Annotated in this window: 20 protein-coding genes and 3 tRNA genes; 12 read left to right on the top strand and 11 right to left on the bottom strand. The window is 70.8% G+C overall.

Annotated elements, in window-relative coordinates:
• Positions 1–93: 93 nt before the first annotated feature.
• The 4 genes from purF to amcA all read left to right on the top strand — a co-directional run bounded on the left by purF (position 94) and on the right by amcA (position 4,274).
• Entirely contained in the window at positions 94–1,632 is a 1,539-nt protein-coding gene (gene purF, locus ACLQ3B_RS09580) for an amidophosphoribosyltransferase (protein ID WP_425779250.1), read from the top strand.
• Between the two features lie 57 nt (positions 1,633–1,689).
• Positions 1,690–2,844: a phosphoribosylformylglycinamidine cyclo-ligase gene (gene purM, locus ACLQ3B_RS09575; RefSeq protein ID WP_425779248.1), complete on the top strand. Its 1,155-nt coding sequence runs from the start codon at positions 1,690–1,692 to the stop codon at positions 2,842–2,844.
• A 130-nt stretch (positions 2,845–2,974) separates the two neighbouring features.
• Entirely contained in the window at positions 2,975–4,078 is a 1,104-nt protein-coding gene (gene amcB / locus ACLQ3B_RS09570) for a cyclophane-forming radical SAM peptide maturase AmcB (protein WP_425779870.1), read from the top strand.
• Positions 4,047–4,274: a multiple cyclophane-containing RiPP AmcA gene (amcA, locus tag ACLQ3B_RS09565; protein ID WP_124821604.1), complete on the top strand. Its 228-nt coding sequence runs from the start codon at positions 4,047–4,049 to the stop codon at positions 4,272–4,274. Before amcB ends, amcA begins: the two co-directional genes overlap by 32 nt.
• Positions 4,275–4,413: 139 nt before the next feature.
• Here amcA and ACLQ3B_RS09560 read toward each other — a convergent pair whose 3' ends face one another.
• Together ACLQ3B_RS09560 and ACLQ3B_RS09555 are read right to left on the bottom strand one after the other, a co-directional pair.
• Positions 4,414–4,629 carry a DUF3073 domain-containing protein gene (locus ACLQ3B_RS09560; RefSeq protein WP_124821603.1) on the bottom strand — a complete coding sequence of 72 codons (216 nt, stop codon included), beginning with the start codon at positions 4,627–4,629 and terminating at the stop codon, positions 4,414–4,416.
• Positions 4,630–4,933: 304 nt separating this feature from the next.
• Positions 4,934–6,016 (bottom strand): Leu/Phe/Val dehydrogenase, encoded by a 1,083-nt coding sequence (locus ACLQ3B_RS09555; protein WP_425779246.1) that lies wholly within the window; start codon positions 6,014–6,016, stop codon positions 4,934–4,936.
• Between the two features lie 193 nt (positions 6,017–6,209).
• Between ACLQ3B_RS09555 and ACLQ3B_RS09550 the strand changes: the two genes are divergently transcribed.
• Positions 6,210–7,049 carry a hypothetical protein gene (locus ACLQ3B_RS09550; protein ID WP_425779868.1) on the top strand — a complete coding sequence of 280 codons (840 nt, stop codon included), beginning with the start codon at positions 6,210–6,212 and terminating at the stop codon, positions 7,047–7,049.
• Positions 7,050–7,300: 251 nt separating this feature from the next.
• On the top strand, positions 7,301–7,510 hold the full coding sequence (locus tag ACLQ3B_RS09545; RefSeq protein ID WP_007073996.1) for a BldC family transcriptional regulator: 210 nt from the start codon (positions 7,301–7,303) through the stop codon (positions 7,508–7,510).
• Between the two features lie 71 nt (positions 7,511–7,581).
• On the opposite strand, the gene ACLQ3B_RS09540 is transcribed toward ACLQ3B_RS09545, so the two are convergent.
• Positions 7,582–7,971, bottom strand: a complete 390-nt coding sequence (locus ACLQ3B_RS09540; RefSeq protein ID WP_425779244.1) for a PPOX class F420-dependent oxidoreductase — start codon at positions 7,969–7,971, stop codon at positions 7,582–7,584.
• 53 nt (positions 7,972–8,024) lie between these two features.
• On the opposite strand from ACLQ3B_RS09540, the gene ACLQ3B_RS09535 reads away from it, so the two are divergent.
• On the top strand, positions 8,025–8,804 hold the full coding sequence (locus tag ACLQ3B_RS09535) for a methyltransferase domain-containing protein (RefSeq protein WP_425779242.1): 780 nt from the start codon (positions 8,025–8,027) through the stop codon (positions 8,802–8,804).
• Positions 8,805–8,854: 50 nt separating this feature from the next.
• On the opposite strand, the gene ACLQ3B_RS09530 is transcribed toward ACLQ3B_RS09535, so the two are convergent.
• Positions 8,855–9,142, bottom strand: a complete 288-nt coding sequence (locus tag ACLQ3B_RS09530) for a hypothetical protein (RefSeq protein WP_091396025.1) — start codon at positions 9,140–9,142, stop codon at positions 8,855–8,857.
• A gap of 177 nt (positions 9,143–9,319) precedes the next feature.
• Between ACLQ3B_RS09530 and ACLQ3B_RS09525 the strand changes: the two genes are divergently transcribed.
• Entirely contained in the window at positions 9,320–10,177 is an 858-nt protein-coding gene (locus ACLQ3B_RS09525; RefSeq protein WP_425779240.1) for a 3-hydroxyacyl-CoA dehydrogenase family protein, read from the top strand.
• Positions 10,174–10,917: an enoyl-CoA hydratase/isomerase family protein gene (locus ACLQ3B_RS09520; protein WP_425779238.1), complete on the top strand. Its 744-nt coding sequence runs from the start codon at positions 10,174–10,176 to the stop codon at positions 10,915–10,917. Before ACLQ3B_RS09525 ends, ACLQ3B_RS09520 begins: the two co-directional genes overlap by 4 nt.
• A 65-nt stretch (positions 10,918–10,982) precedes the next feature.
• On the opposite strand, the gene ACLQ3B_RS09515 is transcribed toward ACLQ3B_RS09520, so the two are convergent.
• Positions 10,983–12,326: an ABC transporter substrate-binding protein gene (locus tag ACLQ3B_RS09515; protein WP_425779236.1), complete on the bottom strand. Its 1,344-nt coding sequence runs from the start codon at positions 12,324–12,326 to the stop codon at positions 10,983–10,985.
• Between the two features lie 156 nt (positions 12,327–12,482).
• On the opposite strand from ACLQ3B_RS09515, the gene ACLQ3B_RS09510 reads away from it, so the two are divergent.
• Entirely contained in the window at positions 12,483–12,872 is a 390-nt protein-coding gene (locus ACLQ3B_RS09510) for a hypothetical protein (RefSeq protein WP_425779234.1), read from the top strand.
• Positions 12,873–12,948: 76 nt separating this feature from the next.
• Here ACLQ3B_RS09510 and ACLQ3B_RS09505 read toward each other — a convergent pair whose 3' ends face one another.
• Positions 12,949–13,389, bottom strand: a complete 441-nt coding sequence (locus ACLQ3B_RS09505; RefSeq protein WP_425779232.1) for a hypothetical protein — start codon at positions 13,387–13,389, stop codon at positions 12,949–12,951.
• A gap of 128 nt (positions 13,390–13,517) precedes the next feature.
• On the opposite strand from ACLQ3B_RS09505, the gene ACLQ3B_RS09500 reads away from it, so the two are divergent.
• Entirely contained in the window at positions 13,518–14,222 is a 705-nt protein-coding gene (locus ACLQ3B_RS09500) for a DUF2786 domain-containing protein (RefSeq protein ID WP_425779230.1), read from the top strand.
• Between the two features lie 12 nt (positions 14,223–14,234).
• Here ACLQ3B_RS09500 and ACLQ3B_RS09495 read toward each other — a convergent pair whose 3' ends face one another.
• Positions 14,235–14,762, bottom strand: coding sequence for an SRPBCC family protein (locus ACLQ3B_RS09495; RefSeq protein ID WP_425779228.1), 528 nt, complete (start codon positions 14,760–14,762; stop codon positions 14,235–14,237).
• 166 nt (positions 14,763–14,928) lie between these two features.
• On the opposite strand from ACLQ3B_RS09495, the gene ACLQ3B_RS09490 reads away from it, so the two are divergent.
• Entirely contained in the window at positions 14,929–16,221 is a 1,293-nt protein-coding gene (locus ACLQ3B_RS09490; protein WP_425779226.1) for a hypothetical protein, read from the top strand.
• A 160-nt stretch (positions 16,222–16,381) separates the two neighbouring features.
• On the opposite strand, the gene ACLQ3B_RS09485 is transcribed toward ACLQ3B_RS09490, so the two are convergent.
• The 4 genes from ACLQ3B_RS09485 to ACLQ3B_RS09470 form a co-directional block, all read right to left on the bottom strand.
• Positions 16,382–16,561: a hypothetical protein gene (locus ACLQ3B_RS09485; protein WP_425779224.1), complete on the bottom strand. Its 180-nt coding sequence runs from the start codon at positions 16,559–16,561 to the stop codon at positions 16,382–16,384.
• A gap of 165 nt (positions 16,562–16,726) precedes the next feature.
• Positions 16,727–16,800, bottom strand: a tRNA-Phe gene (locus ACLQ3B_RS09480).
• 99 nt (positions 16,801–16,899) lie between these two features.
• Positions 16,900–16,973 (bottom strand) — tRNA-Asp (locus ACLQ3B_RS09475).
• Between the two features lie 57 nt (positions 16,974–17,030).
• Positions 17,031–17,103: transfer RNA gene (locus ACLQ3B_RS09470), tRNA-Glu, on the bottom strand.
• Positions 17,104–17,214: the final 111 nt, after the last annotated feature.

Below are 17,214 nucleotides of genomic sequence, written 5' to 3'. Positions count from 1 at the left end.
ACTGTCAGGCGACGACAGTGGTCCCGGCAGAGGAGTGTGGATCCGCCCGTGATCCCCGCCCGGCCGGTCCAGACCAGCATGAGGGAGCGGTAGGTGCCCCGAGGCGACGGCCGGCTGAGCCACGACCTTGACCCCCAACGACCTGGCCCCCAGGATGCCTGTGGCGTCTTCGGCGTCTGGGCCCCCGGCGAAGAGGTTGCCAATCTGACCTACTTCGGCCTCTACGCCCTACAGCACCGCGGCCAGGAGGCGGCGGGCATCGCGGTGAGCGATGGCTCCGGCGTGGTGGTCTACAAGGACCTCGGCCTGGTGGCGCAGGTCTTCGACGAGCCCACCCTGGCGAGCCTGCGCGGTCACCTGGCGATCGGGCACGCCCGATACTCCACCACCGGCGCGTCGAACTGGGAGAACGCCCAGCCGACGATCCGGTCGACCACCTCCGGGACGACCATCGCGCTGGCCCACAACGGCAACCTGGTCAACACCGCCGAGCTGGAGAAGGAGGTCGCCGAGCGCGGCCTCGTCGCGGACGGTTCGACAAACGACACCTCCCTGGTGACGATGCTGCTCGCCAGCCGACCGGATCTGTCGGTCGAGGCGGCCGCACTTGAGGTGCTGCCGCAGTTGCGCGGCGCGTTCAGCTTCGTCTTCATGGACGAGTCGACCCTCTACGCGGCCCGCGATGCGCACGGCGTCCGCCCGTTGGTGCTCGGCCGCCTGGAGCGCGGCTGGGTCATCGCCAGCGAGACGGCCGCACTGGACATCGTCGGCGCCAGCGTGGTGCGCGAGGTCGAGCCGGGCGAGCTGATCGCGATCGACGAGAACGGGCTGCGTTCCACCCGGTTCGCCGCGCCGGAGCCGAAGGGCTGCCTCTTCGAGTACGTCTACATCGCCCGCCCGGACGCCACGATCGCCGGGCGCAACATCCACTCGGCGCGGGTGCAGATCGGTAGGCAGTTGGCCAAGGAGCACCCGGTCGAGGCCGACCTGGTGATCCCGGTGCCCGAGTCGGGCACTCCGGCCGCGATCGGGTACGCGGAGGCGTCCGGCATCACCTACGGCGCCGGCCTCATGAAGAACCCGTACGTGGGTCGTACCTTCATCCAGCCGTCGCAGACCCTGCGTCAGCTCGGCATCCGGCTCAAGCTCAACCCGTTGCGGGAGAACGTCCGCGGCAAGCGGTTGGTGGTCGTGGACGATTCGATCGTGCGCGGCAACACCCAGCGCGCCATCGTGCGGATGCTGCGTGAGGCGGGGGCGCTGGAGGTGCACGTCCGGATCTCCTCCCCGCCGGTCAGTTGGCCGTGCTTCTACGGCATCGACTTCGCCACCCGGGCGGAGTTGCTGGCCAACGGGTTGGACAACGAGGGCATCCGGCGTTCCATCGGCGCCGACACGCTGGGCTTCGTTTCCCTTCCTGGCCTGATCGCCGCGACCGAGCAGCCGAAGACCCGGTTGTGTCGGGCGTGTTTCGATGGGGAGTACCCGATCGAGTTGCCGGCCGGCAACCTGATCGGCAAGCACGTGCTCGAAGGGGTGGGCCGACGCGTCGCCAACTCGGCGCCGGAGGCCTTGCCCACCAACGGCTCGTCCGTCGCCACTCCGGGTGGCGTTACCGCAAACCGCCCGTAGCACCAACCGGCGCGGCCCGGCTACCGCCGGCGGCACCGAGAACCAAAGGGGAGAACCGTGACGCACGTGTCCGAGCGCAGCGGCGCAGGAAGCAGCCCGACCGGCGCCGGTGGCGACCGCCAGCCGTGGACGGGCGGTGCTGGCCGCCAGGCGCGCAAACGCTCGGTCTCGTACGCCGACGCCGGCGTCTCCATCGACGCGGGCGACCGCGCGGTGGAGCTGCTCAAGTCGAAGGTGCGGCAGACCCGCCGCCCCGAGGTGATGGGTGACCTCGGTGGCTTCGCCGGCCTGTTCCGGCTCGACACGAAGAAGTACAAGAGCCCGATCCTGGCGTCCTCCACCGACGGGGTGGGCACCAAGCTGGTGATCGCCCAGCAGATGGACATTCACGACACGGTCGGCATCGACCTGGTCGCGATGGTCGTCGACGACCTGGTGGCCTGCGGCGCCGAGCCGCTGTTCCTGCTCGACTACATCGCCACCGGCGAGGTCGTTCCGGACAAGGTCGCCGAGATCGGCGCCGGCATCGCCGACGGCTGCCGGTACGCCGGTTGCGCGTTGCTGGGCGGGGAGACCGCCGAGCACCCCGGCGTCCTGCGCCCGGACGAGTACGACATCTCCGCGACCGGTGTGGGCGTGGTCGAGGAAGCCGACATCCTCAGCCCTGAGCGGGTCGAGGTGGGCGACGTGGTGATCGCCATGCGCTCCTCCGGCCTGCACTCCAACGGCTACTCGCTGGTCCGGCACGTGCTGCTCGGGGCGGCCCGGATGCGGCTGGACATCGTGATCGACGACTTCGGTCGGCAGCGGACCCTCGGTGAGGAGCTGCTCACCCCGACCAAGATCTACGCCAAGGACTGCCTCAAGCTGATCGCCGAGGCCGAGGTGCGGGCGCTGTCCCACATCACAGGTGGTGGCATCCCCGGCAACCTGGTCCGGGTGCTGCCCGAGCACGTCGACGCGGTGGTCAACCGGTCCACCTGGAAGCCGCAGCCGATCTTCGATCTGATCCAGACGAAGGGTCGGATCGACGACCACGACATGGAGTCGACCTTCAACATGGGAGTCGGCATGTTCGCGATCGTGTCGGCCGAGGACGCCGACCGCGCGCTGGCCACCCTGACCGGCCGTGGGGTCGAGGCGTGGCAGGCCGGCGAGATCATCGAGGGCACCGGCAACGTGCAGATGGTCGGTCAGCACACCCGAGGATGATCACCCTCCGGTGATCGTACGGGCACCTGATCAGGGCTTCACCCGGGTGGCCAATGCCGCCTAGCCTGAAGGGCACCCTCAGGCTAGGCGGAGGAGGGCGATGGCTGCTCGGGGACAGTCGTTCAGCGGGATGCGCGGTCTGGCCGCCGTCCCGTCGTATGTCGTCATGCAGCCCACCACCCTCTGCAATCTCGACTGCGCGTACTGCTACCTGCCGTTCCGGGCCGCCGATCGCCGGATGCCGGTGGCGGTGGCCGAGGCGGTCGCGGCCGCGGTCAACCCCTGGGCGGCGAACGGCCGCTTCTCCGTGGTCTGGCATGGCGGCGAGCCATTGGCTGCCGGTCGTGAGCACCTGGCCGATCTGATCGCGCCATTCGGGCCCGAGGTCGAGCAACACGTGCAGACAAACGCCACCCTCATCGACGACGACTGGTGCGATTTCTTTGTCCGGCACCAGATGCGGGTGAGCGTGAGTGTCGACGGGCCTCGGGCGCGCAACGGCGACCGGGTCAACCGGGGCGGTCAGCCGGCGTACGACCGGATCTTGCACGGCATCTCGGTGCTGCGCCGGCGCGGTCTGCCCTTCTCCGCGCTGGCAGTGGTGTCCCGCCCGGAGCCGGGGCTCGCCACCGAGCTGTACGACTACTTCCTTGAGCTGGGCTGCGACGTGCTGGGCATCAACATCGAGGAAACCGAGGGCGTCAACACCCGTGACAACCGCCACGACCCGTCGGCGGTGTCCGCGTTCTGGGCGGAGTTGGTCGGTGCGTGGCGCCGGGAGCCCCGGATTCACCTCCGCGAGATCGAGTGGTCGTTGCGCTACGCCGCGGCGGTGCTCGACAACTCGGCGGACGGGCTGCTGCCCCGCCAACTGGACCCGATCCCGACGATCGGTCACGACGGCTCGGTGGTCGTGCTCTCCCCCGAGTTGGCCGGTTTCACCGATCCCCACTACGGCGACTTCAGCAGCGGCAACGTGCTGACGACCCCGTTGGCGCAGATCCTCGGCGACGCGGCGGCGACGCCGTGGGTGGGGGAGTTCCTGGCCGGGGTGGAGGCGTGTCGGGCGTCCTGCCCGTACTTCGGCTTCTGCGGCGGTGGCCATGCCGCCAACCGTTACTTCGAGCTGGGGCGTTTTGACGGTACGGAGACCGAGCACTGCCGCAACAGCAAGATCCGCCTATTGGAGGGAGTGTTGGAGCATGCCCGAGACCACAAGTCACCGGCGGCCTGAGCGCGAAGCGGACGACGGCGTCACCGAACGGGTGCGAGACGCGGCTCCCGCGCTCGTCGCGCTGCTCCAGGAGGCCGAGGACGCGCGGCGGCTGCGTTCGGAGGTGTCGGGCGGAGACGGCTCCAGCGCGGTCTGCGCCTGGAACCACTTCGAGAACATCCCGACCTTCTACAACTGGAACAATCGCCCGCGCTGAGGTGAGCCGCGATCAGGGGCCTGTCGAGCGGCCGGATTGGCTCCGGTCGGGGCAGGCCCCTGATCGTCGCTCAGCTGCACCTGCACGAGACGCGCGTGAGCACGCGGGGGTCACCGCGTGCTCAGCTGCGTCGAACGGATCAGCGGGTCGGACGGACCCAGGGATCTGGATCGTCGTCCGCGTGATCCTCATCATCATCGCCGACGGACTCTTTAGAGTCGTCGTCGAAGTGGTGCTCAGACTTACCAGCACCCGCCAGTTCGCGCTGCAAGGCGGTGAGGTCGGTGTTCGGGGAGTGGTACTTCAACTCCCGCGCCACCTTAGTCTGCTTGGCCTTAGCACGGCCGCGCCCCATGGCTCGACCCCCTCGCACAGAATGCGGGGCAGCCCGAAGGCGGGCCCCGATGACGTCAGGCATCTCTCGTGGCTCTTACGGTACATGGGGATGCCACCGTTCGGCACCTCGGGTTACCGTCAGCCGGCTCTGCGCGTCGCGTCGATCCGGCCGTCACCCAGTGTACCGGGTAAGGAGCGGAACGGTTAGCACCCGTGACACCGGACAAACCGCATCAAATTGACCCCGGGCTCAGCTTACCTAGCTGCGCCGCCACCGGGGGCCCGGAGGCGGATCTCGTCGATCCGCCCCCGGGAAGGAACGCTCAGCGCAGGTGGATCGCGCGCAGCCGGCCGACATCCGACATCCGCCGCTCTGCCAGCCGGTCGGCGGCCACGGCCGGCGGCACGCCCTCCGCGTCGGCCAGGTGCAGGATCTCGCGGGTGGTGTCGTAGATCCGGGTCGCCCGCAGCTTCGCCCGGTCGAAGTTGAAGCCCTCGATCTCGTCGGCCACCTGGATGACGCCGCCCGCGTTGACCACGTAGTCCGGGGTGTAGAGGATGCCCCGGTCGGCCAGCAGCTTCTCGATGCCCGGGTGGGCGAGCTGGTTGTTCGCCGCCCCGGTCACCACCTTGGCGCGCAACGCCGGCACGGTGTCGTCGTTCAGGGCGCCGCCCAGCGCGCACGGCGCGTACACGTCGAGGTCCGCGGCGACCAGCGCGCTGGAGTCGTCGACAAGGGTGACCTGCGGGTGGTTGGTGCGCACCCAGGTCAACGCCTTCGGGTTGACGTCGGTGGCGACCACCTCGGCGCCGTCCTCCAGCAGGTGCCCGGTGAGGTACTTGCCGACCTTGCCCAGGCCGGCCACGCCGACCCGCCGGCCCCGCAGGCTCGGGGTGCCCCACACGTGCTCGGCCGCGGCCCGCATCCCCTGGAAGACACCCCAGGCGGTGAGGATCGACGAGTCACCGGCGCCGCCGTGCTCGACGCTGCGCCCGGTCACGTAGCGGGTCTCCCGGGCCACGACGTCCATGTCCGCCACGTACGTGCCGACGTCGCAGGCGGTGTAGTAGCGGCCACCCAGCGACTCGACGAAGCGACCGTACGCGCGCAGCAGCGCCTCGCTCTTGATCTGCTCCGGGTCGCCCCAGATCACGGCCTTGCCACCGCCAAGGTCCAGCCCGGCGAGCGCGTTCTTGTAGGCCATCCCGCGGGACAGGTCCAGTACGTCGGCGAGGGCGTCGTCCTCGCTGGCGTACGGGTAGAAGCGGGTGCCGCCGAGCGCCGGGCCCAGCGCGGTGGAGTAGATCCCGATGATCGCCTTCAGGCCGCTCTGCTTGTCCTGGCAGAACACGACCTGTTCGTGACCGGTCGATACCGGGTCGTCGGTGCTCGCGAATACGCCCATGGTTGGCTCCTACGGTGGTGTGCGTCCTTGTGGGACGCGGACCTGGTAAACCCCGGCGGGGATGCTGCCGGTGTGATCGAGCCTAGTATCGGCCGTCGTGCGGGCGCTCGACACGCCGCCGCCGTCCCACGGTGCGGCGCGCGTGCTCCGGCCGCTGACCGCGTACCGGCGTGGTTCGTGGGAGGATCGCGCGGTGCCGTCGCTCTTCGCTTCTTACCTGCGCGTGTACGAACCGTTGGCCGCCTTCGACCGAGACCGGCAGAGCTACTGGCGCCGCTACGTCTCGGAGGGGCGCGCGGTCGCCCCTGTCGAGGGGCCTGGTCGGCAGCGGTCGGCGGTGATCGAGGCGCTGGGCGCCGGCTGGACCCGGCTGCCGGACCTGCCGGAGGAGGCGTACGTCCTGGAGACGGACGACGGCCTGCTGGTCTGCCCATGGAACCTGCGCATCCGGGTCGCCGAGGCGGCGCTCAGCGCCCGGGACGGGGTGCCCTCGGTGCTCGCCGACGCGTTCGTGCCGCCGGTGCTCGCCGGGCAGGCCAGGGCGGTGGTGGACGACTGGCGCAGTGGCGCCCGGGTGTTGGAGCACGGGGTGCCCCGGGTGCACGAGCAGATCGCCACCTGGGGCGTACCGCTGCGGTGGTTCGTGCTCTTCGACCCGGCGGAGCGGGATCTGGTCACCCAGCCGGGCCGGCGGGCGCTGCGCTACCGCACCGAGATCTCCAAGGCTCGACGTCGCTCGTCGCGGGCGCTGTCGGTGTTGCGCAAGTCGGTGGGCGAGGCGCCGATCACCGAGGCGGTGGAGGAGGCGGCCCGCTGGCTGGAGGAGTTCCATCCGCGGTCCGTGGTCGAGCTGGACTACGGCGGTCTGGTGGACCTGCTCTCCGACGAGACTCTCGCCGCGGACGACTCGCCCGAGCTGGTCGCCGCCGGCCTCGCGGGGCTGTCGCGGGGCGAGGCCGAAGAGGCGTCCGCCGCGTACGACAAGTTGGTGGCGCGGTGGCGCGCGGTGCAGCTGTTGGAGCGGTGCAATTAGGGGCATATCGCCGTAGGAGCGCTCCCAAAGCGAGGCTAGCTCGTAGTTGACGCATCACGAACCGTGATCATGAGTCCGAATAAGGTACTTTCTGCCGTGTAAAAGTCGTAAAAATCGGGCATGGTTCATCCGTCCGTCTAGGGACCTTCATCCGTTCGGCCCATGTCGGACATCGGGGACTAGCCGGACCATGGGAGACGCGTCGGCCGGCGGGACCCCGGCCGATGTCTATACATGTGGAGGAGTGACCGATGGCATCGCGAACGCACGAACCAGAGCCGCTACTCACGCCGGCCGAGGTGGCGTCGATGTTCCGTGTCGACCCGAAGACGGTGACCCGGTGGGCCAAGGCTGGCAAGCTCAGCGCCATCCGCACCCTGGGTGGGCACCGCCGCTACCGCGAGTCGGAGGTCAGGGCGCTCTTGCAGGGCCAGATCCCGCAGCAGCGGCAGGGCGACTGAGCGGCACGATAGTTTCCGGGCAGGGGCGGTGGATCTCGATCTGCCGCCCCTTTCCATGCCCCGGCCACGGGTCAGCGCTGCGCCTCGGCCAACGTCACCCGGATGCCGACCGTGCCCCCCTCGCCTCGCCGCAACCGGCTGCCCAGCAGGCTCAGCCGACCGATCAGGCGGTACTTGTGCTTCAGCAGGTCGCGGACCCGCCCGGTGTCACCGCCGCCGTAGATCGTCGCGTGAGCTGACACCTCCGCCCCGTGGGGCCGACCCCGCACGTCGCATGGCGCCACGGTCACCTCACCGTTGTGGCGGATCCGCTTCACCTTGCCCGAATCGGCCCGGGTCCAGACCGCCAACGCCTCACCGTCGCGTACCGCCCAGACCGGGGTCGGCACCGCCCGACCGTCCTTGCGGAAGGTCGTGAGCAGGAGGTACTTCTCAGCCGACAGCCGGTCCAGCGTGGTCACGCCGCCAGGATACGGCCGGCGCGGCCAGTGAGTGCCCGGATAGCGTGAACGCCGTGACGGTTGAACCTCTAATCGGTGACGTGGTCGGTGAACTGCTGCGGGACACGCTCGCCGTGGCCACCGGGGTCGGCCCCCGCCCCCTGGTCGGTGGTCGACTGCCGCGACCGGTCATCGAGATCATCGAACGGGACGACGGTCTGATCAACGGCGCCCCGGCCGCGCACTACCTGGACGGGCCGGCGGAGTGGCAGCCGTACGACCACCGCGCGGTGGACCGGGCGCACGGCGAGACCCTGGACATCGGCACCGGAGCCGGCCGGATCGCGCTGCTGCTCCAGGAGCGGGGCGTACCGGTCACCGGGCTGGACACCTCCGCGGGCGCGCTGGGGGTGAGCAGGCGTCGCGGTGTCCGGCGGCTGGTGCACGGCACCGTCGACACGCACGTCGCCGACGGTCCGCGGTACGACACGTTCCTGCTGCTCGGCAACAACCTCGGGCTGTTCGAGGGGCGGGAGCGGGCCCCCGAGTTCCTGGCCGCGCTCGCCGCGCTGGCCCGACCGGGCGCGCAGATCATCGCTCAGGGCACCGACCCGTACGGCACCCGCGACCCGGTGCACACCGGCTACCACGAGCGCAACCGTCGGCGCGGCCGGCTCGGTGGCCAGCTGCGGCTGCGGCTGCGTTACCGCGAGCTGAGCACCGAATGGTTCGACTATCTGGTCTGCTCGGCGGACGAGTTCGCCAGCCTGGTGCACGGCACCGGCTGGCGGCTCACCGATGTGGACGACCGCGACGCGCCCTACTACCTGGCCACCCTGCGCCTCGCCGACTGAGCGACGGCCCCCGCGTTCCGCTTGGGCGGAGGCAGGGGCCGCCGTACGTCTCAGACCTGGACGGTCGGGGGGAGCTGCTCGGGCGGAAGGCCGCCGTCGCCGTCGACCACCTCGTCCGGCTGGCCGTCCTCATCGATGTCGACCATGGTGATGTCCACCTTGCCGTCACCGTCGGTGTCGAACTGGAACAGGTCCGCCTTGCCGTCGCCGTCGGTGTCCACCACCCACACGTCGGTCTTGCCGTCGTTGTTGGTGTCGGCGCGCAGCAGTTCGACCCGCTCGTCGCCTCGGGTCTCCACGATCTCCCCGTCGGTGACGCTCTCCGGTGCCTGGCTCATCTCGATGCGGTCCTTCCCTCGGTTGACGGGCCGTCATTACCCGATCCGGCGCTCCCCCACGCATGGGCCGGGTCGTCGCGCTGTCTAGGGTCGCACCATGAGCGAGCGGAGCGGGCGGGACACCCGGGCCGGCGTGGTGGGGACCCCACGCGTCGGCGGGCGGGACAGGGAGGCGTGATGAGCGATCGTTTCGTGGTCGTCGGTGCCGGCACGATGGGGCTCGGCATCGCGTACGTGGCGGCCGGCGCCGGGCACGCCGTCGAGTTGGTAGAGGTGGACCCCGGGCGGCGTGCGGCCGCGCTGAACCGGCTCGCCGAGCTGTGGGAGCGGGCGGTGCAGCGCGGCAAGCTGAGTGCCGACGAGGCCGCCGCGAACCGGCAGCGGGTGACGCTGCGCCCAACCCTCGCCGAGGTCGCGCCCGAACCCCAGGTGATCGTGGAGGCGGTTCCGGAGCGCCTCGACCTGAAGCGGGCGGTGCTCCGGGACGCCGCCGCGCTGCGCCCGACGCTGCTGGGCAGCAACACCTCCAGCATCGCCATCGGTGACTTGGCCACGGAGCTGGACGCGCCCGAGCGCTTCCTCGGCCTGCACTTCTTCAACCCGGTCTGGGCGATGGCGTTGCTGGAGATCGTGGTCGGCCCGACCACCGCCGAGGAGACCACCGCCGCGGCCGTCGCGCTCGCCGGCCGGCTGGGCAAGGACCCCGTCGTCGTACGCGACATGCCCGGCTTCGCCACCTCCCGGCTCGGAGTCACCCTCGGGCTGGAGGCGATCCGGATGGTCGCCGACGGAGTGGCCAGCCCGGCGGACATCGACAAGGCCATGGTGCTCGGCTATCGGCATCCGATCGGGCCGCTGGAGCTGACCGACCTGGTCGGCCTCGATGTGCGGTTGGACATCGCCCGCACCCTCCAGGCCGCGTACGGGGACCGCTTCGCGCCGCCGCCGCTGCTGGAGGAGATGGTGGCCGCGGGGCGGCTGGGTAAGAAGTCCGGGCAGGGCTTCTACCGCTGGGAAGCCGGTGTGAAGCAATGAGTGGGTTGCGGATCGAGGAGCGGCCGGACCGGCTGGTGGTCACCCTGGACCGGCCGGAGAAACGCAACGCCATCGACGCCGACCTGATCGCCGAGCTGCACCAGGTCTGCGCCGAGTTGGAGGCGCGTCCGCGCCTGCTGCTGCTCACCGGTGGCGCGGCGGGCATCTTCGCCGGCGGCGCCGACATCGGCCAGCTCCGCGAACGGGGTCGCACGGACGCTCTCGCCGCGATCAACTCGGCCGCCTTCGCACGCGTCCGGGCGCTGCCGATGCCGACCGTGGCGGCCGTCGACGGCCCGGCGTTGGGCGGTGGCGCGGAGCTGGCGTACGCCTGCGATCTGCGGGTGTGCACGGCGCGGGCGGTCTTCGGCCAGCCGGAGGTGCGGTTGGGCATCCTGGCCGGCGCCGGCGCGACCCACCGGCTGCCCGCGTTGATCGGCGAGGGCCGGGCCAAGGAGCTGCTCTTCACCGGCCGGCGGGTGGACGCCGCCGAGGCGCTGCGGATCGGCTTGGTGAACCGGGTGGTGGACGAGCCCGACGAGCTGCTGACGGTGGCGCACGCGTTGCTGGACGAGATCGCCCTGGGCTCACCGTTGGCGGTCCGGCTGACCAAGCTGGCGGTGGACGCGCCCGCCGCCGCGCACCCGCATCTCGACCTGGTCAGCCAGGCGGTGCTCTTCGAGGACGACGAGAAGCACCGCCGGATGACCGAGTTCCTGGAGCGCCGCCGGCCGCGCTGATTCCGTACCAGAAACGGCCGCACCGGCGGGAAGCCGGTGCGGCCGTCGTGGGTTTCGGGTGTTGCTTACTGCCGGATCTGCACCCCGGCGTCGGCCAGGCCGCGGATCACCTGGGCGGACTCACCGAAGCCGATGATCAGCACAGCGTCCGCGCCGAATGCCTTGATCTCCTTCGCGCCGCCGCTGAAGTCGACAGGCGGGGCCTTCGCGTCGGCCGGCGGCTCGTACGTCAACAGCTTGAGCCGGTCGTCGGCGATGCCGGCCTTCTCCAGCTCGTCGCGGACGGTGCCCTGCAGGCCCTCACCGTAGGAGTCCTTACGGGCCACGATGACGATCTTCTGTGATCCGTCGCGGAGGATCACGTCGGCCAGTGCCCGGCCCTGGAGGCTGTCCGGCGGGGCGGTACGGAAGTAGAGGCCCTCGTCGTCCACGTCGGTCAGGCTGCTGTCGGTGTTGGACGGGGAGAAGAGGATCTTCCCGGCCCGCACCACGTCCGGGAGCACGGCCCGGGAGATGCCCGAACCACCCGCGCCGATGATCACGCTGACGCCGTCCGCCACGTGCTTGGCCACCGTCGCCTTGGCCACCGTCGGGCTGGTGCCGTCGTCGCCGTCCAGCCACGTCACCGGCTTGCCCAGAGCGCCGCCACCCGCGTTGATCTCCTTGATCGCCAGCGCGGCGCCGGCCGCCATCGGCGGGTAGGCGATCGAGAGGTCACCGGTCTTCGGCAACAGGCCGCCCAGGACCAGCGGCTGCTGGTCGGCGTCGCCACCCGCGCGCTGCTTCTTCGGCTTCGGCGGCGTCTTGGTGCTCGCCGCCGACTCGATGCCCGCGCCGACGAACTCGGTCTTACCGTCGTTGATCTGCTGCCCGTCGAACGTGAGCGTGGCGTAGCTCGCGGTGGCCGGCTCACCCTTGTCGGTGAAGCCCGCCCGGGTCAGCGACACGCTGCGGTACTCGATGTCCTGACCGTTGCGGGCCAGCGCGAGACAGCTGGCGGGGTCCTCGCAGCGCTGCCCGTCGTTGGTGACGGCGACGATCTGCTTGGTGATGGCGGCTGGGTCGGTGCTCCCGGCCAACTGGGCGGCGAGCACGGCGATCACCACCGCGTCGTACGTCTCGGCGGAGTACACGAAGTCCGTCAGCGCCGGATTGACGGCCCGTAGCCGGCCCTTGAAGTCGTCCGGCAGCGGAACGAGGGGCGTGGTGCCCTTCATCCCGTCGACGAGACTCGCCCGTTCCTTCAACTCCGCGGGATAGGAGTTGAGCATGGTGCCGTCAGTGCCGTAAAGGCGCACCTGTTGGGTGCTTGCCTCCTCGGGCTTGTCATCCCCGCAAGCGCTTGTGGCGAGCAGGATCGTCGCGCAGGCGGCCAGTGTGGCTACCCGCGAGCGGCGTGATACGAACATGGTCGTCCTTCCTCCGGCGAAGGTCCGCTGCGCACATTAGCGTGCCGAAGCCGGTGGCGGGACCATGGAGGTGGCGTAATGCGCAGGTAGCTCGCGTTGAACACGGACAGTGACGGTTGCTGGGAGGGCTTGACCACCAGTCCTACTGTGCGCTGAGTGACGGACCTACCACAGCAGACGTTCGATGACGCGGCCGCCGTGCTCCGCTCGGCGCTGACCGGCGATGGAGACGCGGTGGTGGGAGCGTTCGACGCGGTCGTCGACCGGGCCGGCCTGAGCGGTGCGTACGGGGTCGCCTGGTGCCTGGCCGCGACCATGCTCGGTGACGCGCCGGCGGCCAGCGGGGCGGCGCTCGATTTTCCAGGGATCGACCAGGCTGGGTACGACACGCGTTGGGTGGCCCGCTTCGTCAGCGCGTACGCGAATCGGGACGAACCGACCGGTGAGGCACTGTTCGGCGCGGCGGCGGCCGACGGGCTGCTCCCCGACTGCCTGCTCACCCTCGCCGGTTCGACGATCGCCACCCTGCGCAGCCGCGCCGAGTGACGTGTCGGCGGGGTCGCGGCTGTGTGGCGGGTCGCGGCGCCCGTCGGGGGGCGGACGCCGCGACCGCGCGGGCCGGTCAGAACGCGTGGTACGCGATCAGCGGCTCGTACTCGTACCGCAGGTTCTCGAAGCGGACCCGGAAGTTGACGCCGTCCCGGACGTTTGTCGCGACCGTGATCCAGCCCGAGTTGGCCGGCAGGTAGGTCCAGTAGTTACAGGCGCTCGTCTTGTCGACGAAGATCACGCACGCCTCGGTGGCGTACACGCTCGCGTTGCGGACGTTGATGTCGCGACAGCGCGACGTGGTGCGGTACTGGCCGGCCGAGCCGCCGTAGCGGCCGGTCTCGAAGTACGACCGGACCGCCCCGCCGTAACAGGTGGCGAGCGGGGCGAACGCGTTCGGCCCGGAGCTGACCGGCGTGGTCGGTGTCGTCGGCTCCGCGAGCGCGGGTGTGCCGGTGAAGAGTAGTGCGGTGGCCGTGGCGACGGCGAGCAGGCGAGCGGTCGGGGATGGCATTCGTTCGATCCTCCGGAACGTAACTGACCGTCCGTATTGGACTGATCATCTGACCGTGACGATGATACGTATCGATCGATCCCGGCGGGACCCCGATGATGTCCGGCACGTGTGGTAGCTCTGTAGGCATGTCCGAGGCCATGCTCAGCAAGGTGCGCAAGCTGCTGGCCCAGGCCGAGGACCCGGCCTGCACACCGGCCGAGTCGGCCGCGTTCACCGCCAAGGCGACCGAGTTGATCGCCCGCTACGGCGTCGACCGGGCGCTGCTCGCCGCCCGGGACCCGACCACCGACCCGGTCGGCGATCGGGTGCTGGACGTCGTCGCCCCCTACGCCCGCGACAAGGTCGGCCTGCTCGCCGCGGTGGCCGAGCCCCTGCGCTGCCGCTGCGTACGCCGTCGGCGGGGCAACGGCTTCGCCCTGCACCTCTTCGGCTTCGCCAGCGACCTGGAACGGGTCGACCTGCTCTTCACCTCACTGCTCGTGCAGGCGGCGCACGGCCTGGCCGCCACCGAGGTGCCGGCGGACGACCATCCCGCCGCCTTCCGACGCTCCTGGCTGGCCGGTTTCGCCGAGGTGGTCGGAGGTCGGCTCTGGGCGGCCGAGTCGGCGGCGGCCACCGAGTCGGGCGCGCCGTCGATGGCGCTGGTGCTGGCCGACCGATCCGACCGGGTGCAGCGCCGGCTCACCGAGGAGTACCCGCGGCTGCGCACCGCGCCGCCACGCCGGTTGGGCGGCACCGGCTTCGGCTCGGGAGCGGAGGCCGGCCAACGCGCGAACCTCGGTGGACGGAACCTCGGCGGCGCCGCCGTCGACCGGCGGCTCGGTCGGTGATCAGGCGGGTCGTCAGGCCGTCGTGGTGGGGCGGTGTCGCGACACCGTGGCGACGTAGCGGGTGAGCAACTCGTGCCAGCCGGCGGTGAGCGCCTTGCGGTAACCCTCGGCAGCCTCGCCGTGCCTGTCGAAGTGCCGGTGCTCCAGCTCGACCCGGGTGCGTTCCGGCCCCTCGGAATGGAACAGCACCTCGACCTCGCTGGCGCGGGCCGGGTCCGGCACCGGCGCCCGGTCGGGGCCGATCTGCCAGACGAAGACCAGCCGGCGAGGCGGATCCCAGGTGAGCACACGGCCCCAGTCGGCGCGGAAACCGTACGGGCCCAACTCGTAGAGCATGCCACCGGTCCGTGGCTCCATGCCCAGCTCGGCCAGCGCGTCCGGACCGGACCAGGTGTATTCGGTGACCCACCAGTCGGTCAGCTCGTCGGTGAAGACCGCGAACGCGTGCTCGGCGGAGCCCGGGACGACAAGGCTGCACCGGAGAGAGAACTGGCCGACGTCCTGCCGGATGTCGGCCGGATCAGTCAATTCCTGTCCCATAGGCCCGGACCATACCGGCTGATGCCCGGGTGTGCAGCTTCACACGGTGCCCGGTTCCAGACAGAGGGTCGTCGAGCCGTCACGGACGGGATGCCCCGCCGGAAAGCGGGTAACCGCGCCGAACGGCCCGGACCACCGGGCCGGTGTGCAGGCGGGGCGGGAGACCATGAGCGAGAGCGGGCAGCAGCGGGAGCCGGACCGGAACGTCGACAGCGGGAACCCGGACGTCCTGCTCGACATTCCGAAGGTCTCCGTCGACTCCATCCACCTGGCGGTCGACGGTCTGGAAGCCGACCTGTCGCTGCGGGCCCGGGTGGCCAACCTGCTCCAGGTCGACGCCGGCGTACGGGTGCACCTCAACAGCGGCGAGTTGAACGTCAACGGGGTGAACGCCGAAGCGCAGCTGCGGGTGCGGTTGGAGCAGCTGACCAGAATCCTGGGACGGGCGCTCGACACGCTCGACAACAACCCACACATCATCGAGGCGCTCGCGCGCACGGCCGGTACCGCCCTCGACGACGTGAACCGCGGCACCCAGCAGTTGGCGGCGGGCGCAGCGGAGGTCAAGGCGTCGAGTCGGCACCCGGACGGCGTACGCGACGAGCCGGGCCGACAGGTCGGCGCGGCCAGCCCGGTGGCCGACCGCGACCGGCTGGGTTCCGATCGACCCGGTCCAGGCCGGCCGAGCCTGGACCGGCCCGGCCTGGACCGACCTGGCCTGGGTCGGCCGGGTTCTGGTCGGCCGGGTTCTGGTCGGCCGGAGGTAAGTCGGTCCGGGGCGGGTCTGGTCGGCTCGGCGCCGGAGGCCGGAGGACCGGGGCCGCGAGCTGGCGGCCCGGGGTCGGTTGACCAGGCGCACCCAGAGGGCCCGCGTCCGCACGGCCCGCAGCCGGAGGGGCGGCGTCCGCACGGCCCGCAGCCGGAGGGCCAGCAGCAGCAGGGCCCGCACCCAGAGGGCCCGCATCCGCACGGCCCGCAGCCGGAGGGGCGGCGTCCGCAGGGCCCGCAGCCGCAGGGGCAGCAGCCGGAAGGACGGCAACGGCAGGGCCCGCAGTCTGAGGGCCAGCATTCGCAGGGCGGTGAGCCGGAGACTGGCGCGCCGGGTGGCCGCCGTCCGGAAGGCCAGCGGCACGAGGGGCCGCGTCACGCCGAGGAAGTACGGCACGAGGGCTCGGGTGGCGGAGAGCGCCCGGCAGGGGCGGGCCGGGACCAGCAGCGCCCTGACGGTTCGGCGGCCGGGCAGACCCGCAACCAGCCAGGGGGGTCGACTGCGTCCGGTCCGCGCCCGTCCGGGGATGGGGATGGCGGTCTACCGGGCGCCGCGCAGGCCGCAGCCCAGAGCGCGGCGCAGTTGGCCGAGCAGGCGGGGGAGGCGCTGCGACAGGCCGGACGCAGCGTGTGGGAGGCGATCCAGGGCAGCGTGACGCCGCACCGCCCGCAGGATCGCCGCGACCACTGACGCCGTCCCGCAGCCGCAGCCGGCCAGCCGGCCCGCCAGCGCTTGATCGACTCGGTTTCCTGAATGTCGCGGTGTCGCGAGCGCTGCAATACCCCGACTTCATGAAAACCGAGTCGATCATGAAGGTGTGGTGCTGCTGATTCGTGGAGGCGGGCGGGGTTCAGACGCCTGGTCCGCGCCAGTGGGCTCCCAGCACCGCTGCCTCGACGCCGAGCAGCAGGCCCGCGATCACCAGCAGCGCTCCGGCCACGAGAAAGTCGCCGCGAGAATTGACGCCAGTCAGGCCCATGACGAGGAGGGCGCCGCCGACAACAGCGCCGAGCGTTCCGATGGTCTCCACGGTCCCGCCGGGCCTTTGCCCACGGGCGGGAGCGTAGGTGCGGACGATGAACGCGGGACGGCGAGGAGCGGTCAACCAGGGGTGTCGGCGGAAGCGCCGGAAAAAGCAAGATCCCCACCTGCGTTTCCGCTGGTGGGGACCTCTGTAGCCCGGCGAAAGGCTATGTGGCCAGGGGCGGGGTCGAACCGCCGACCTTCCGATTTTCAGTCGGACGCTCGTACCAACTGAGCTACCTGGCCGTAACGCTCGGCTCATGCTACCCGGCAACCGGACGAACCGGTGGCAGGGCGACCTGCTCCGATACGCAGAACGCCGCGCGGGGCGCGGCGTCGGCGCTGCGGTCCTGACGGGACTTGAACCCGCGACCTCCGCCTTGACAGGGCGGCGAGCACTCCAACTGCTCCACAGGACCTAGCTTGTGTTGCTCCGGCTTGCGCCGGTCTTGCCTTGCTCCGGCTTGCGCCGGTCGTGCCCCCAACGGGATTCGAACCCGTGCTACCGCCTTGAAAGGGCGGCGTCCTGGGCCGCTAGACGATGAGGGCGGCCCCGCCATCATTGCACATTCGCAACTTCAAGCGGACTTGCTCCCATCCGGCCCCGCCGGAGGCTTGGAAAGCATACGTGATGTCCCGTCGGTCGACAAAATCGGTGTC

The sequence above is a fragment of the Micromonospora sp. DT53 genome (genome assembly GCF_049841535.1).
GTDB lineage: Bacteria > Actinomycetota > Actinomycetes > Mycobacteriales > Micromonosporaceae > Micromonospora.
The sequence above is the reverse complement of the archived record's forward strand: the minus strand, read 5'-3'. Positions and strand labels throughout refer to the sequence as shown.